Annotated in this window: 15 protein-coding genes; 12 read left to right on the top strand and 3 right to left on the bottom strand. The window is 59.8% G+C overall.

Annotation, left to right across the window (positions count from 1 at the left end):
- Nucleotides 1–259 precede the first annotated feature (259 nt).
- The 8 genes from AAE514_RS16310 to AAE514_RS16275 all read left to right on the top strand — a co-directional run bounded on the left by AAE514_RS16310 (nt 260) and on the right by AAE514_RS16275 (nt 7,348).
- A complete protein-coding gene (locus tag AAE514_RS16310; protein ID WP_347332623.1) occupies nt 260–1,099 on the top strand; it encodes a hypothetical protein in 840 nt (279 codons plus the stop codon).
- A gap of 283 nt (nt 1,100–1,382) precedes the next feature.
- Nucleotides 1,383–2,567 carry a hypothetical protein gene (locus AAE514_RS16305; protein WP_347332622.1) on the top strand — a complete coding sequence of 395 codons (1,185 nt, stop codon included), beginning with the start codon at nt 1,383–1,385 and terminating at the stop codon, nt 2,565–2,567.
- Between the two features lie 366 nt (nt 2,568–2,933).
- The gene (locus AAE514_RS16300; protein ID WP_347332621.1) at nt 2,934–3,188 is read left to right on the top strand and encodes a helix-turn-helix domain-containing protein; all 255 of its coding nucleotides are present in this window, start codon (nt 2,934–2,936) and stop codon (nt 3,186–3,188) included.
- Between the two features lie 81 nt (nt 3,189–3,269).
- On the top strand, nt 3,270–4,250 hold the full coding sequence (locus tag AAE514_RS16295; RefSeq protein WP_347332620.1) for a DUF2157 domain-containing protein: 981 nt from the start codon (nt 3,270–3,272) through the stop codon (nt 4,248–4,250).
- Complete coding sequence (locus AAE514_RS16290; RefSeq protein ID WP_347332619.1) at nt 4,234–5,286, top strand: DUF4401 domain-containing protein; 1,053 nt, start codon at nt 4,234–4,236, stop codon at nt 5,284–5,286. Before AAE514_RS16295 ends, AAE514_RS16290 begins: the two co-directional genes overlap by 17 nt.
- Nucleotides 5,279–5,785, top strand: coding sequence for a GDYXXLXY domain-containing protein (locus AAE514_RS16285; protein ID WP_347332618.1), 507 nt, complete (start codon nt 5,279–5,281; stop codon nt 5,783–5,785). Before AAE514_RS16290 ends, AAE514_RS16285 begins: the two co-directional genes overlap by 8 nt.
- 153 nt (nt 5,786–5,938) lie before the next feature.
- Nucleotides 5,939–6,823 carry an adenylate/guanylate cyclase domain-containing protein gene (locus AAE514_RS16280; protein ID WP_347332617.1) on the top strand — a complete coding sequence of 295 codons (885 nt, stop codon included), beginning with the start codon at nt 5,939–5,941 and terminating at the stop codon, nt 6,821–6,823.
- Between the two features lie 12 nt (nt 6,824–6,835).
- Nucleotides 6,836–7,348, top strand: a complete 513-nt coding sequence (locus tag AAE514_RS16275) for an RDD family protein (RefSeq protein WP_347332616.1) — start codon at nt 6,836–6,838, stop codon at nt 7,346–7,348.
- A gap of 16 nt (nt 7,349–7,364) precedes the next feature.
- On the opposite strand, the gene lptG is transcribed toward AAE514_RS16275, so the two are convergent.
- Together lptG and lptF are read right to left on the bottom strand one after the other, a co-directional pair.
- Nucleotides 7,365–8,426: an LPS export ABC transporter permease LptG gene (gene lptG, locus AAE514_RS16270; protein WP_347332615.1), complete on the bottom strand. Its 1,062-nt coding sequence runs from the start codon at nt 8,424–8,426 to the stop codon at nt 7,365–7,367.
- On the bottom strand, nt 8,419–9,534 hold the full coding sequence (gene lptF, locus AAE514_RS16265; RefSeq protein ID WP_347332614.1) for an LPS export ABC transporter permease LptF: 1,116 nt from the start codon (nt 9,532–9,534) through the stop codon (nt 8,419–8,421). The genes lptG and lptF overlap by 8 nt, the downstream gene beginning before the upstream one ends.
- A gap of 248 nt (nt 9,535–9,782) precedes the next feature.
- Between lptF and AAE514_RS16260 the strand changes: the two genes are divergently transcribed.
- From AAE514_RS16260 to AAE514_RS16245, 4 genes are all read left to right on the top strand, one after another.
- Nucleotides 9,783–11,270, top strand: coding sequence for a leucyl aminopeptidase (locus AAE514_RS16260; protein WP_347332613.1), 1,488 nt, complete (start codon nt 9,783–9,785; stop codon nt 11,268–11,270).
- Nucleotides 11,267–11,701, top strand: coding sequence for a DNA polymerase III subunit chi (locus tag AAE514_RS16255; protein ID WP_347332612.1), 435 nt, complete (start codon nt 11,267–11,269; stop codon nt 11,699–11,701). The genes AAE514_RS16260 and AAE514_RS16255 overlap by 4 nt, the downstream gene beginning before the upstream one ends.
- Nucleotides 11,702–11,716: 15 nt before the next feature.
- Nucleotides 11,717–12,250 carry a hypothetical protein gene (locus AAE514_RS16250; RefSeq protein ID WP_347332611.1) on the top strand — a complete coding sequence of 178 codons (534 nt, stop codon included), beginning with the start codon at nt 11,717–11,719 and terminating at the stop codon, nt 12,248–12,250.
- Between the two features lie 129 nt (nt 12,251–12,379).
- Entirely contained in the window at nt 12,380–14,245 is a 1,866-nt protein-coding gene (locus AAE514_RS16245) for a cation:proton antiporter (protein ID WP_347332610.1), read from the top strand.
- On the opposite strand, the gene AAE514_RS16240 is transcribed toward AAE514_RS16245, so the two are convergent.
- Entirely contained in the window at nt 14,142–15,377 is a 1,236-nt protein-coding gene (locus AAE514_RS16240; RefSeq protein WP_347332609.1) for a sugar efflux transporter, read from the bottom strand. The genes AAE514_RS16245 and AAE514_RS16240 overlap by 104 nt on opposite strands.
- Between the last annotated feature and the right edge of the window lies 1 nt (nt 15,378).

The raw sequence follows: 15,378 nt of genomic DNA, 5'->3' as shown, positions 1-15,378 counted from the left end.
GTCGGGTACCGCCGACATCGACTTGAAGTATAAGGGACATGGCAGAACGGCGGTTTTCGCCGCCAGATCTCTACCTTACGTTTTAGTAGAAGAGAACGGTGGTGTATATTGGTTACTAAATACACAGACGCAGGAATCCCGCACTGTTGCCAATAACGAGACCGCCGATAAAGACAACTATGTTTTTGGGGCACACTGGGGAAATAATCACCTGCTTCTGTTTTTTTCATCTAAGGTTAGGCGCATAAACCCGAAGGACATGAGCCAGCCGAAGGATATCCCCGCTGAAATTCAAGCTGCCCCCTTGAGACGCTTCACTTGGCTGGGTGAGCAGGAAATATTGATTGATGAAGTAACCCCCTATGAGATGGTGGGCGATGTGCTGACTCCCATGGGTAGCGACCAACATCGTTCCCATGTCCCCACTCAGTCAGGCCTCGTTGTGGTGGACGAGCACCGCTACGTAACCTCGGGATACGAGGACGAATCCCTTCGTCTTTATTCCCTACCCGAGGGCGACCTCCTGAACGAGTGGAAGCTGGGGCGCTGGTATTCTTCCCGAAAAATCACCACGATTGGCGTGGTCAACGACCGGCTGCTGGTGGCCTCGGCCGGCGGACGTATCGAGGAGCGGTCCTTGGAAGATGGCGAGGCGATCTGGTCGGCCCGGCCCTGCCGGGAGGGCCCCAGCTTTTTCCACAGTAGCCAACAACAGAGCCACAACAGTTCTTTCTGGCGTATCGACTCCATTAATGTAAACGACAAAATCTTTTACGGCTGCGGCGACCGTTTTGGCACTATTCACCGCACCGATGAAGGCTGGCAGGTTGAGCCTTTGCATCAAACCCTGAATATTGAGGGTAAACTCACCAATGTGGAGATGATTCCCGACACCGATTTGGCGGTACTGGTTATCGCCCAAGGCGAGGTTCGGGCCGTCTATGTGGTGGACCACCGGAAACAAGCCGTCCTGCAACAATTAGAGAACACCCAGGATCACAATCCGGGCCCCCTCACCTATGTGGCCGCCACCCACCAGCTGGTACTGGTGGGAGAGTCGGATGAGCTTTACCTCTATGATCTCAATGTAACCCAGTGATAGACGGGAAGTGCTCGCGTGGCTGCAACCTCCATCCAGCCGGGCGATCAGGTCGGCGTTGACGTTGTCTCATTCGGCGTGGGGGGGTTGGTGATGCGCGGGGGCCTTGGTTTTTGGCACCGCATGGGTGCCCTACGGGCGAGGCATCGATAGAGCCGCCGTCAGGGACCCAAAATGTGACATCGCTCTCAAAAACGTGCAGACGCGGGCGGGTGCGCCCGCCATCCTCTGCGTTCGTGGTACGTTTGGTCTGCCTATTTTGGCTATGTGGTGGCGGGTTAATATGACAACACGAACAGTGATTTTGGTGCTATTGGTAGCTCTATTGACAGTCGGCACTGCGACAGCGGAGCAAACGCCGTTTAAGAAAGTGAAAGCTCTTGATTTTGAATTAACCTACAAGGGGAACGATAGTGCGGCTGTTAGCGCAGCCGCCTCGCTTCCCTACGTCCTAATTCGAGAGGGAGGCGGCGTTTACTCGCTGCTGGATTTAGAGAATTTAGAGCCCCACCTTCTAGCCGACAACGCAGCATCGGAAAAGCACGTATCTGCGGCCGACTGGGTCGGCAACCATGTATCCCTGTTTTTTACGTATGAAGGTTTTGTCGAACGAATTAACCCAGAGAGCCCGAGTCAACCAAAGGATATCCCCGCCGAAATTCAATCCGCCCCTCTGAGGCATTTCACTTGGCTGAGTGACCAGGAGATATTGATTGATGGGGTAAGGCCCTATGTGATGCGGGAGGGTGCTCTAACCCACATGGGCGAGCAAAACATTCACATCCCTACTCAGTCAGGCCTCGTCGTGGTGGACGAGCACCGCTATGTAACCTCGGGCTACGAGGACGAATCCCTTCGCCTCTATTCCCTGCCCGAGGGCGATCTGTTGAATGAGTGGGAGCTGGGGGGTTGGTTTTCCTCCCGCAAAATCACCACGATTGCCGTGGTCAACGACCGACTGCTGGTGGCCTCAGCCGGTGGACGTATCGAGGAACGGTCCCTGGAAGATGGCGAGGCGCTCTGGTCAGCGCGGCCCTGCCGGGCCGGCCCCAGCTTCTTCCACAGCAGCCAACAACAGAGCCACAACAGCGATTTTTGGCGAACCGACTCCATTAATGTAAACGACAAAATCTTTTACGGCTGCGGTGACCGTTTTGGCACTATTCACCGCAACGATGAAGGCTGGCAAGTTGAGCCTTTGCATCGAGCCCTGAATATTGAGGGTAAGCTCACCAATGTGGAGATGGTTCCCGACACCGATTTGGCGGTACTGGTTATCGCCCAGGACGAGGTTCGGGCCGTCTATGTGGTGGACCACCAGAAGCAGGCCGTCCTGCAACAACTAGAGAACACCCAGGATTACAATCCGGGCCCCCTCACCTATGTGGCCGCCACCCACCAGCTGGTACTGGTGGGAGAGTCGGATGAGCTTTACCTCTATGATCTCAATGTGGCCGAGGCCGAGTAAGAGACTGGAAATGCTCGCGTGGCTGCAACCTCCATCCACCCAGGCGATCAGGTCGGCGTCAATGAGCAGGATGCTGAACGAGTCAATCGGATTTTACGCCCGTAAACCTGTTGATGGCTTGCCGCCGTATCAGCGAGCTGATGCTCCCGGGCTTTGAGCTCGGTCAGTTCTTTACTGGCGCCTTCTTCGCGCGCTTTGCGATCCGGTGCTTGTAGCTCTGCGTTGAGTTTGTCCCATTCGGCGGGGAACGGCTTTGATACCGCCCCCTTTAAATACCTATATATCGGTAAAACCGCCTAAAAACTGGCTTTTATACCGTTATTTCGGTAAAGTCGACCCCGAAGCTTTCGATAAAAGTTAACCGCCATGCTACCGGAAACACCCACGACTCTCCCCCAACTGGGCCAAAGGCTGAAAGCCGCCCGCAAGGCGGCGTTCCCAATGGACGACCTGAACGCCTTTGCCCTCCGGCTCGGAGTGGCACGCTCCACGCTTCAGCGCATGGAGCAAGGCGATCTGAGCGTTGCGCTGTCGCGCTATTACCGCGCCGCCGAGCTGTTGGACATGACCGAAGGTTTCCATCAACTGTTCGTAAAAGAGAAGAGCCTGTTCGATGACTAAAGCCCGGCTCAACGCCTACCTCAACAGTGAAAGGCTCGCAGCCTAGGTATACTGCCCGTCAAACCAACACGGACCCCTTTCATGGACACGACGCGCCGCCAACAACTGGACCGCTTGATCGATCGGGAGGAAATCGCTCCCGCAGACTACCCGCGCGCGGCTACGCTACTCGGTCTCTACCCTTCTTTGCCGCGCTGGCGCGCCTTCCTTGACCACCTCTTGCTCTGGCTCAGCGCTCTGGCGCTCGGTTTCTCTGTGCTGTTTTTTATTGCCTACAACTGGACCGCCATGGACCGCATCGGCCGGTTTGTGTTGGTGGAGCTTGCGCTGGTGATCGCTCTTGGTGTTTATCTGTGGCGGGGCGGGTGCGGCCCCGTGGCCCAGGCATTGCTCTTCACCGCCGCGCTGTTGGTGGGCGGCTTGCTGGCGCTGTTCGGGCAGACCTATCAGACCGGCGCTGACCCTTGGCAGCTGTTTTTTACCTGGAGCCTGATGATTCTGCCTTGGGCGCTGATTGCCCGGCTGCCCGCGCTCTGGCTGCTGGTAATCGGGCTGTGGAATATTGCCGCCCTGCTCTACCACGAGACGTTTAACGCCCTTTGGCTGTTCAGTGGTGATACGGGCATTGCCTGGGGGCTGCTCTTGGTTAACGGCCTCGCCCTGGTGGCCTGGGAAGTCAGCAGCCGGCACCTGCCCTGGCTGGATACGGGTTGGCCGCAACGACTTCTGGCCACCGGGGCCGGTATGGCGGCCACCTGGCTCGCCTTGATCGATATTTCCTCCTCCAAGAGCGACGGGGTCGGCCCGGAGCTGCTGGTCTATGGGCTGGTGCTGGGCGCCCTCTATTGGGTCTACCGGCACCTCAAGCCCGACCTGTTTATGCTTGCCGGTGGCTGTCTGTCGTTTATCGTCGTGGTGGATTGGTTGTTCGTTTACCACGTGAGCTTTCAGGACGAGGGCACCTTTCTGTTACTCAGCGTCATTACCATCGGCCTGACGACCGCCTCCGTACGCTGGCTGATTCACCTGAACCGAGTGCTGCATCATGACGCCGACTACTGACCCCCGGCCCCGACTGCGGGAAGCGGGCATTGCCCTGCAACCGGCCAGTGATCAAGGCCCATCCGCCCCCTGGTACCTGCTGGTATTGCAGGGTATCGGGGGCTGGCTGTCCGCGCTGTTTTTGATGGGCTTCGTGGGGCTGGGCTTTCTTCAGGCATTGGAGAACGCCGCCGTCGCCTTTGTGTTGGGTGCGGCGTTGATCGGCGGCGCCTACGCGTTGTTGCGACGGCCGCAGAGCACTTTTCTGGAACAGTTGGTGTTGGCCTTCAGCCTGGCCGGGCAATTGCTGGTAGCTTATGCCATCGGTCGCTGGATCGATGATATTAACGCGCTGTTCTGGGTCGGCATGCTGGTGCTGCACACACTGTTGGCGGTGCTTATGGCCAGCAACCTACACCGGATATTCTCCACCTTGTTTGCCGCTTTATCGTTGTTTTTCCTGGGCGTGGAAACGGGCGCGCCCTACCTTGTGGCGCCTCTGGCGCTCGCCCTTGCCTGCGGCCTCTGGCTGAATGAGTTCCGCTACCCGCTCCGACGCGAGGCCATCAAATCCGCGGCCATGGGCCTGACGTTGGCGCTGCTAGTCATTCAGTACCTGATCCGCTTTCCGGAGTTGCTGGACAGCGGCATGGCCACGGTATGGGTACCTCACTGGCTGGGCGAGTGGCTGACCGGTGCCACTCTCGGCTATTTGGCTTATTGGGTTGTCAAAACCAATGAGGTAGCGCTTTCGTCCCGAACCATGGCCGCCGGTGTGGCGGCGCTGATAGCACTGTGCCTGAGTTCGTCGTTTGCTTACGGTCTGACGCAGGGCGCGGTGTTGTTTGCACTGGGGTTCGCCATCAGCCACCGACTTCTGACCGGGCTGGGCATCGTGTCGTTGCTGTTTTCAATATCCACCTACTACTACCGCCTGGACCTGACCTTGTTGGAAAAGTCCGCCACCCTTCTGGTTTTGGGACTGGTCTTCCTGGCATTGCGCGCCCTGCTGCGCCGCTGCTCAAGAAACCTGGATGGAGAAACGGCCCATGCGTAAAGGCATTGCGTTGATTACCGGTCTGGTCATTCTGGGGTTGGTCAACTGGTCGATCTACGAGAAAGAACAACACCTCGAGCACGGAGAAGTCATTTTTCTGGAGCTCGCGCCGGTGGACCCCCGCTCGCTGATGCAGGGGGATTACATGGCACTGCGTTTTGAAGTGGGCAACCGTATTCGCCAGGCGCTTTCCTCGGATGATTCCGAAGCCACCCAAGGCTATGCGATCATCCGCTTGAACGAACAGAAGGTGGCGCACTTTGTACGTTTGGGAGACAAGAACGAACCCTTGGCACAAGACGAACGCCGCCTGTACTTCCGCCAACGCGACGGCCGGGTGCAGTTTGCCACCAACGCCTATTTCTTCGAGGAGGGGCAGGCCGAGCGGTATGAGCCGGCCCGCTACGGCCGGTTTCGGTTGAATGATGACGGCGAGCCTTTGCTTGTGGGAATGCACGACGTCAAACTGGAAAGGCTCGATCCCGCGGAGGGCAATTGAAGCGGCAACACAACCTTGCTTGATCCGGTTGGGTGAGAGAGGATGCGTTTTAGCGCCTGCGATTCCTGCCCCAGCCCCCTGTGCTTTAGCCGCTCAGCGCGGTATCATCGCGTTTTCTCCTATTCTTGATGCTCGGGAGTTCCGTTCGCCCTCATGACTTCAATCAACCGAACGCTGGCCGTAATGTTTGCCGACGTGTCCGGCAGCTCAGCGCTGTATAAGCGTTTGGGCAATTTGCTGGCAAAGCGGTCGGTCGATGATGCCATCGCCATGATGAGTCAGGAGACACGGGAGCACGGCGGGCAGGTCGTGAAAACCATTGGCGATGAGGTCATGGCCCGCTTTGACACGCCCCAAGCCGCCTGTCAGGCCGCCATCGCCATGCAGCGGGAGGCCCGCCGCGACGGCATCGCCCTGCGTATCGGCGTCGCTTACGGCCCTGCCCTGATGGACAATGAAGATATTTTTGGCGACACCGTCAATGACGCCGCCTGTGTCACCCACATCGCGCGGGCCAACCAAATCGTGCTCACCCAGCGCTTGGCCGAGGAACTGGCCGGGGAGCTGCGCGAGCGCTGTCAGGAGTTTGATCGGGTTGCGGTAAAAGGTGACACCTGTCACAGCCTGATTTACCGGTTGCAGTGGGAAACCCCCACGCAGAGCCACAGTGCCACGACGGTGATGTCCATTGAGGAGATTGCGGGGAAAATGAGCGGCTATCAGCTGAATCTGACCCTCGGCGAGCTGACCTTGACCATTCACCCCGAACAGACGCCCTATATCGTCGGGCGGGACCCGGCTGGCGCCCACATGCACATTCGCTCCGGGCTCGCCTCGCGCGACCACTGCCATATTCTGTTTCGGCGCGGCAAGTTTGTGCTGGTGGATCACAGCACCAATGGCACTTATGTCTCCGGTCCGGAGCAGCCGGAGATTTACCTGCGCCGGGAGGAGTTTCCCCTGCTCGGCGAGGGCACCATTTCCCTGGGCCAGCCGGCCGAGCGCGCCGGTGAATGGCTGATTCACTACGATTCCTAGCGACCCCACCCAATGAATAGCAATGCAACCTCCCCCGCCAACGGCCCATCCAGCGCCGCCGATGCCCCACCACTGCAAGGCGCCAACCTGCTCCGGCGTTTTGCCGCCATGGTCTACGACAGCCTGCTACTGATGGCGTTGGGGTTGGGCTATGGGGCGGTGGTCACCTTCCTGAACGTGACCCTTCAGGGAGCGCCCCCGGAGGGTGAGGCCATACAGTGGGGCGCCTGGCGGCTGCCGGTGTTCCTGGGGCTACTCGGGGTGTGGCTGTTTTTTTTCTATTATTTCTGGGGCAAGCACGGCCAAACGCTGGGCATGCGCGCCTGGCGGCTGAAGCTGGTGGATGCGCGCTCGGGCGGCGCGGCCCGCCCGGGGCAGCGGCTGGGCCGGGCGCTGATGGCCCTGCCCGCCCTATTGGTGCTGGGTGTGGGGTACTTTTGGCGTTGGGTGGATCCCTCGGGCCACACCCTTCATGGTCGGCTCAGCAGAACCCGGGTGATCCTTCTGCCCAAAGAGAAGCGATAGCGCCCGCCAGCCTCCGCTAGCGGGTGCGGCTGAGCAAAAAGAAGCCGAGAGCGGCGCACACAAGTATTGGTACCAGCACCGCCAGCACCGGCGGAAAGCCGAACACCAGGCTTGAGGGGCCCAGCAGGCTTTGGGTCAAGCGGAAGGCGATGCCAAACACCACGCCGGTAAAAATACGCTGCCCCATGGTCACTTCCCGCAGGGGGCCAAAAATAAAGGAGATGGCCACCAGTACCAGACTAATGGTCGCCAGGGGCTGCAGGGCCTTTTCCCAAAACGCCAACCGGTACTCGCTGTTTTCCAGCCGCTGCTCGGCGAGGTAGTCGGAATAATACGCCAGGTTGCGAATGGACAGGGCCCCGGGGGGCAAAGCGATAATATTCAACAGTGCGGGCGTTAAGTCGGTCTTCCAGCGGCGCAACGCGAAGGCGGAGGTTTCCGTCCCTTCCTCCGTAAAGCGGGTTTCCGCCACGTCCTCTTCCTGCCAATAGCCCTGCTGAAAAGTCGCCTGCTCGGCGTAACTGGAGACACGCAACCGGCGCTGGTCGTCAAACTGATACCGGGTAATGCCGTGTAATACGCCATTGGGCTGCACGGCGTTAAAGTACAGAAACTCATCGCCTTCCCGGTGCCAGAGCCCACGTTCGGTGTTTAGCGCCCGCTGCCCGCCCAGCGCGACCGCCCGGCGGCTTTCCGCCACTTGGTCGGTGTAGGGCGTTACAAACTCCCCGAGGGCCAGACCCAATACAATGAACAGAAACACCGGGCGAAGCACCAGCCAGGTAATGCGTGCCACCGACAGGCCCGCCGCGCGCAGTACAACCAGCTCGCTCGAGCTGGCCAACAGCCCCAGCCCGGCAAGGCAGCCAATGAGACTGGCGTAGGGCAGATATTCATAAATACGCCCCGGCGTTGTCAGAATAATGTACATCAACGCTTCGAAGACGGTGTAATCGCCCCGCAGGTCGGCGACCTCATCGATAAAGGCACCGATTAAGTCCAGCGAGAGAACCACCACCAACACCAAGGCGATGGCGGAGAATACCGTACGGCCGACATAGCGGCTGATTTTACGCATGGTCAGCCCTCCGCATACGCCGTTTCTGTCGAGCCAGTCCCATTTTGCGCCAGTTCACCATCAGCAAGGCAATCACCAAGAAAATAATGTGCACCGACCACAGCCCCGGCGTTAACGGCACTTTCCCGCCCTCGATCGACCCGCGCAGGGCAATGAGCAACCCGAGGTACACCATGAAAAGAATAATGGCCGGCAACATCTTCGCGTAACGCCCCCGGCGCGGATCGGTTCGACTGAGGGGCACCGCCATTAGCGCTACCACCAACACCAACACCGGCAACGACAATCGCCATTGCAGGGCGGTCTGGCGCTCCAGATCCGCGGCGCCAATCAGCTCCGAGGTGGGCCAAATGTCCGAGCGATTGCGTATGCTCGCTTCAATGTCCGGCGGGGCCATATACTGGCCAAAGGTCTCAAATTCGGTCACCTCATAATCCGCCGAGCCGGGTTGCCCCTCGTAGCGGCGGCCATTGTACAAATTCAGGTAGCGCTGCTCGAACTCCGGGTGCATCGCTTGCTCGGCGTAATCCGCCACCAGCACTGAGTGGCGGACCGAGCCGGCTTCACGCTCGCCCTGGGCGACGAAAACGTTAAGCAGTTGGGTATTGTCGTCACTTACCTCGCCGGCGTAGGCCATGGAGTTGGAGCGCCCCAGCGCCTGGAAGCGCCCGGGCTGTATAGTATCGAACTCACTGCGGGTTCGTTGTTCGGCCAGAATGGTTTCCGTTGCCCGCGCCCCAGTGGGGCTGACCCACAAACTGAGCGCGGCCACTACCAGCGCCAGCATCAAGGCGGGCACCATGGTCACAATAATCAACTGCGCCTGACTGATGCCGCAGGCGGACAGGACCACCATTTCACTGTCGGTGTACAGCCGCCCGTAGGCCAACAGGATCGCAATAAAAAACCCGAGGGGGATAATCAGCTCGAGAAAGCCCGGCAGCCGATAGCCCATAATGAGGAACAGCACGTCCACCGCCAGGTCTCCCGCGGCGGCGTCGGCCAAATACTTCACGAAACGGCCACTCATGAAAATCAGAAGCAAAACACTGGTGACGGCGAGCGTTGTTACCAGTATTTCGCGATTGAGGTAGCGGAAAATAATCACACACGCATCCTAACGGTTAACTGACGGTTTCCCCTCATCTTGAGAGTCCGGCCACGCGATTGCTCTTAAACCTCTCGGGGCAATTTGCCCTTGCGCGAGGATCGCGTAAACTTGAGGGCACCTTTATGACACCATTCATCACATTGTTGGTCTGACACTTTCAGGCGGCCCAACGAGAAGCTCGGCATTATCGCTTACTCGGCCGCTTTTGTCTTGACCCTGAATCACCCGAGTAATGGAGCAACCGCATGCAATATACGGCCAAAGTCGTGAACGCCAACACCGATCGCAGTGACTGCCTGATCGTAACCGCTTTTGAAGGCGACCAGTGGTCAGCCTCCGCCAGTGCCCTGGAGAGCAAGGGCGGCCAACTGGCGGCATTGTGCAAGCGCGAGGGTTTCAAAGGCAAGCAAGGGGAAACCCTGCTGCTGCATACCCCCGAGGGCACCCAGGCAAAACGGGTGCTGGTGCTTGGCCTGGGCAAGCTCCAGCCCAGCCCCTCGGCCTACCAGAGCGCGCTCGGCAAAGCCCTGGAAGCGCTAAAGAATACGCCCTGTAAATCCCTAACGCTGTGCCTCGACGAGCTGAATATCGAAGGCCGGGACGCCCGCTGGCTTGCTCGCCAGGTAGCGCTCACGCTGGGCATGGGCCAATACCGCTTTACCCGCTGCAAAAGCCAAAAGGGTGATGCCCCTCCTTTCGCGCCCACTAAACTGACCGTGGGAGCGGCCAAAAAATCCCTCACGAGTGATTTTCAAACAGGCCTGCGCGAAGGCGCGGCCATGGCCAAGGGCACCAACCTGACCCGCGAGCTGGGCGATTTGCCCGGCAACATTTGCACGCCCAGCTACCTGGCCACGGAAGCGCGCCGCCTGGGCCGAGGCCAAAAAAAGCTTTCCACAAAAATACTGGATGAAAAACAAATGAAGGAGCTGGGCATGGGCGCCCTGCTCTCGGTCTCCGCCGGCAGCGATCAGCCCGCCAAGCTGATTGTGATGGAATACCGGGGCGCGGCGAAAAGTCAGAAGCCGGTGGTACTGGTGGGCAAGGGCATCACCTTTGATACCGGCGGCATTAGTCTCAAGCCCGGCGCCGGCATGGATGAGATGAAATACGACATGGGCGGCGCCGCCAGCGTATTCGGGTGCATGCAAACGCTGGTTGAGCTCGAACCCAATATCAATGTGGTCGCGGTGGTGGCGGCTTCGGAGAACATGCCCAGCGGCGGCGCCACCAAGCCCGGGGACATTGTCACTTCCATGTCCGGCCAAACCATTGAAGTACTGAACACAGACGCCGAGGGCCGGCTGGTCCTGTGCGATGCGCTGACCTACGCCGAGCGCTTCAAGCCGAAAGCGGTGGTGGATGTGGCGACTCTGACCGGCGCCTGCATTATGGCACTGGGCAGCCACGCCTCGGGACTGTACAGCAACCGGGACGAGCTGGCCGAGGCTCTGCTCGCCGCCGGCGAAGAATCGGGAGACCGAGCCTGGCGCATGCCCCTGTGGGATGAGTACCAAAAACAGCTGGACAGCAATTTTGCCGACATGGCCAACATTGGCGGTCGCGAGGCGGGCAGCGTTACCGCCGCTTGTTTCCTGTCCCGCTACACTCAGAAATACCCCTGGGCTCACCTGGATGTTGCCGGCACGGCCTGGCGTTCCGGCAGTGCCAAGGGAGCCACCGGTCGGCCGGTTCCGCTGCTAATGCACTACCTGCTGAAACAGGCTTCATGAACCGAGTCGACTTTTACATTCTGCCAGAGCAGACGCCGGAAGCCCGCTGGCAATTCGCCGGCCGGCTGGCCGAAAAGGCCCGACGCCTGGGGCATCGGGTTTTGTTGGTGGTGGACTCAGAGCCGGAGGCCCGGGCCCTTGATGATTTTTTGTGGGCCCACCCGGAAGACAGCTTTGTGCCCCACCGGCGCCTGAGTGATGAGACCATGCCGGCGACCGCCATCGAGATCGCCCCGGTGGAGCACGCCGGCCAGAGTGAAAACCACAACGATGTGCTGGTTAACCTCGGGCGTTCGGTTCCGGACGGGTTTGAGCGGTTCGATCGGCTGGCGGAAATCGTGATCCAGTCCGAGGAGGTGTTAAAAACCACCCGTGAACACTTTAGTTTTTACAAGGCGCGGGGTTATCCTGTTCATCACCAACAACTGTGAGTGAGCTTCCTTGCCATGGCCGAGCGCAACGGTGATACCAAAGACACTTTGCTGGAAGAGCTGGAGTCCATCAAAGGGTTGCTGGATGATGAGGATGCCATACCCGTGCTGCGGGAGGTGATTGAATCCATCGAGCCCCTTGAGGCCGACGAGCCCCGGCAGCCCTCTTTGTTTCGCTCGGCCGATACCCGTCCGGCCTCGCGCAAGGGCTCTGGCGGAGTCACTCGTGCCAGTGGAGAGAATCCCTTCCTTCCCGCCCACATTCGCGCCCGCCTGCATGGCAACCGTCCACCGCCCTCTTGGGGGCAGCCGGTTGTCGAAGGGGCAGAAGAAGCCGCTATTCAACCCACGGCGGCAACGAAAGGACCGGCACCTGCAGAAAACTCCGCGCCGCCTTCCACTCCGCAGGCACTTATCACTCGCCAGAGACTGATTGACCAAGTGGTACAGGAGAGTCTGCCCGAAATGGAAGCCAAGCTGCGTCGGCGCCTGCACGAGGCGAGCGACGAACAACTGCGACACTGGCTGGATACTCCGCCCGACGATTAACGTGCTGCGGGCGCTCTTCCAGTCGGCCGCGGGCGCTTTCCCAGCCGGCCGCGGGCGCTTTCCCAGCCGGCCTCGGGCGCTCTGCCAGCCGGCTTCGACCACTCCACACACGGACCAAGGAAACACCCTATGGAAAATTCGGGACTCGCCATCGCGGTTATCGGCATCACGGCACTGTTGTGCCAATGGGCCGCATGGCGGGCTCGGCTGCCCGCCATTTTGTTTCTGCTGGTCGCCGGCCTGGCGCTGGGGCCCATCGGGGGCTGGCTAGACCCCGATGCTCTGTTCGGGGATTTACTCTTTCCCCTGGTCTCCCTAGCGGTCGCCGTCATTCTGTTCGAGGGAAGCCTTACCCTGAGTGTGCGCGAACTCGGGAGCCTGAGTACGGTCGTGCGCCGAATGATCACCGTCGCCGCCCCCGTCACCTGGGCCGTGGTCACGGTGACCACACACTACCTGTTTGGCATCGGCTGGGACCTGAGTATTCTGTTCGGCGCCCTAATGGTGGTAACCGGACCGACGGTCATTACGCCCCTGCTTCGAAGCGTGCGCCCCTCTGAGCGAGTGGCCAACGTGCTGCGCTGGGAGGGCATTGTCATTGACCCGGTGGGCGCCCTGTTGGTGGTGGTGGTCTACGAGTTTATTGCCACTCACGCGCAGGGCGCGCCGTTCGGTCACAGCCTGCTGCTGTTTCTTGAGATTATCGTAGTGGGCCTGGTTTTCGGCCTGGCCGCCGGCTACGTGCTGGGAAAGGCCCTGGCCCGCCAATGGTTACCCGAGTACCTCCACAACCTGGCGACGCTGAGCGTGGTGTTCATCGTGTTTACCCTCTGCAACCACTTGGCTCACGAGTCGGGGCTGCTCGGTGTCACCGTCATGGGGATGTGGCTGGGCAACCAAAAAGACGTGCGGATTCACAATATCCTGAACTTCAAGGAAAACCTCACCATTTTGTTTATCTCGGGGCTGTTTATTATTCTGGCCGCGCGCCTGCCCCGAGATCAGCTATTGGGCATTTTTACGCTGGCCCCGTTAATACTGTTGTTAGTGATTCAGTTTGTCGCCCGGCCGCTGTCCGTGGCGCTGGCCACGATCGGCTCCCAACTCAATTGGCGTGAGCGGGTAGTCCTGAGCTGGATCGCCCCACGGGGCATTGTTGCCGCGGCCGTCTCGGCGCTATTTGCATTGCGCCTAGCCGAGCAGGGACACCCGGAAGCGCAATGGCTGTTGCCCTTAACCTTCGCGGTAATTCTCGGCACGGTGGTTTTCCAAAGCGCCACGGCCCGGCCGCTGGCGCGGGCTCTCAAGGCCGTTGAGCCCGAACCCCGGGGCGTGCTCATTCTCGGTGCCAACGCCGTGGCTCGCACCTTGGGCAAGGCACTCAGCGAACAAGAGCTGCCCGTCATGCTGTGTGACTCAAACTGGGACAACATCCGCGCCGCCCGGATGGCGGGCCTGCGCACTTTTTACGGCAACCCCACCTCGGAATTTGCCAACCTACGCTTGGACTTAACCGGCATCGGTAACCTGCTGGCCCTGTCACCGCTGCGTGAATTAAACGTCATCGCCTGTATGCATTTTCGCGGGGAGTTCGGGCGCGAACACGTGTACACCATTCGCCATACCTCGGAGAACCACAAGGCGGAAAAGCATCAGGTATCGGATGATCTGAAGGGGGCCACGCTGTTCGCCGATCAGGTGACCTATGCCAAACTGGCCAGTTTGATCGGCGAGGGAGCGGAAATACGGGTCACCAAGCTCACCGATGAGTTTGATTTTGAGGCGTTCCAAAAGCGCAAAAGCCGAGGCACGTTACTCCTGTTCGAGGTGACCGAAGGGGGGAAGCTCAAACCGTTTGTGGCCGGCCGGGAAACCACGCCGAAAAGCGGCTCTACCCTGCTGAGCCTGGTGCCGGCGGCGCGCTCGGACGCTCCGAAGGAGCGAAGCGAACCCCCAGAAAAGCCAGCATCGCCAGAGCCACAATTACCAGGCTGACCCAGAAGACGGCGCCATAACCAAACCAGTCGGCAACCAGTGCCACCTGCACACTGCTGAGCAGGTTGCCCACGTGGGTGGTATTGGTATACAGCGCCGAGGCACCGCCAGAGCGCCCGGGCATTAGCGCCTGAATGACCGAAACCCCCAGCCCGGCCAACACGCCAATAAAAATCGCGTTGAATATCTGCAGCGCAAACAGTTGCCAGAGGTGGCTGGAAAACAGCACCCCGGCGTAGAGAATAAAGCCGGCCACCCCCGCCAACCGCACCATCGCCATCAGGTTGATCCGGGCCCCGAGCACGCCGGCCAACAACATCACCGGCACTTCCAGCAGCGCCGCGGTGCCCATAATCCACCCGACCCACTCCGGGCTGATGCCCAGGTTGTTATCCAAGTGCAGGGGCAAGGCAATCAAGTAGGCATTATTGACGCACCACATCAGCGAGAAGGCGACCAAGCATAGTACTAATGATTTGCGACCGGGGGCCGGCGCAGCCGAGGTTTGGTGGCTCTCCGCCTTCTGTTCCGGGGGCGGACGACTCACGTCGGATTCGGGCAGCTTCGGCAACAGTTTGAGACTGGTCAGCCCCACCACCACAAAGAGCCCGGCGGCCACCCAATACATGGTGCTGAAACCAAAATAGGAGGCGAGCAAAAAACCCGCGGGCGGGCCGGCGACCCAGGCGATAGCAATTTGCGCCCGGACTATGGCATTGAACAGTGGGATTCGAGCCAGTGGCAACTGGCGCTCGGCATAATCGAGGCTATAGGCCAACATCTGGCTGTATGCGACCATACCGAGGCTGAATAGGGCCACAGCGGAAAACACCACCAGCCAGTACTCGCGGGTAAGCGCAAAGATAGCGCATGAAAGCACACCGACCCCGCAAAAGCCGGCGACCAGAGGGCGTCGGTCCGAGAGCTTGTCGGACCAGTGGCCCACCCACTGGTTGTAACCAATACTGGCCAGCGCCAAGCCCGTAAACGGGAGGCCCACCAGCAAGGGCCTAACCCCCAACTCCTTGGCAAGAAACACGCTAAAGGTGGGCAACACCAGCGCTCCGACAACACCGGTGGCAAAGGACAGGAAGTAAATACCCAGTGGCACCGGGCGCAGAAGATCTCGCATA

Source organism: Marinimicrobium locisalis (assembly GCF_039822625.1).
Taxonomy (GTDB): Bacteria; Pseudomonadota; Gammaproteobacteria; order Pseudomonadales; family Cellvibrionaceae; genus Marinimicrobium; species Marinimicrobium locisalis.
This window is presented reverse-complemented; position numbering and strand designations above follow the sequence as displayed.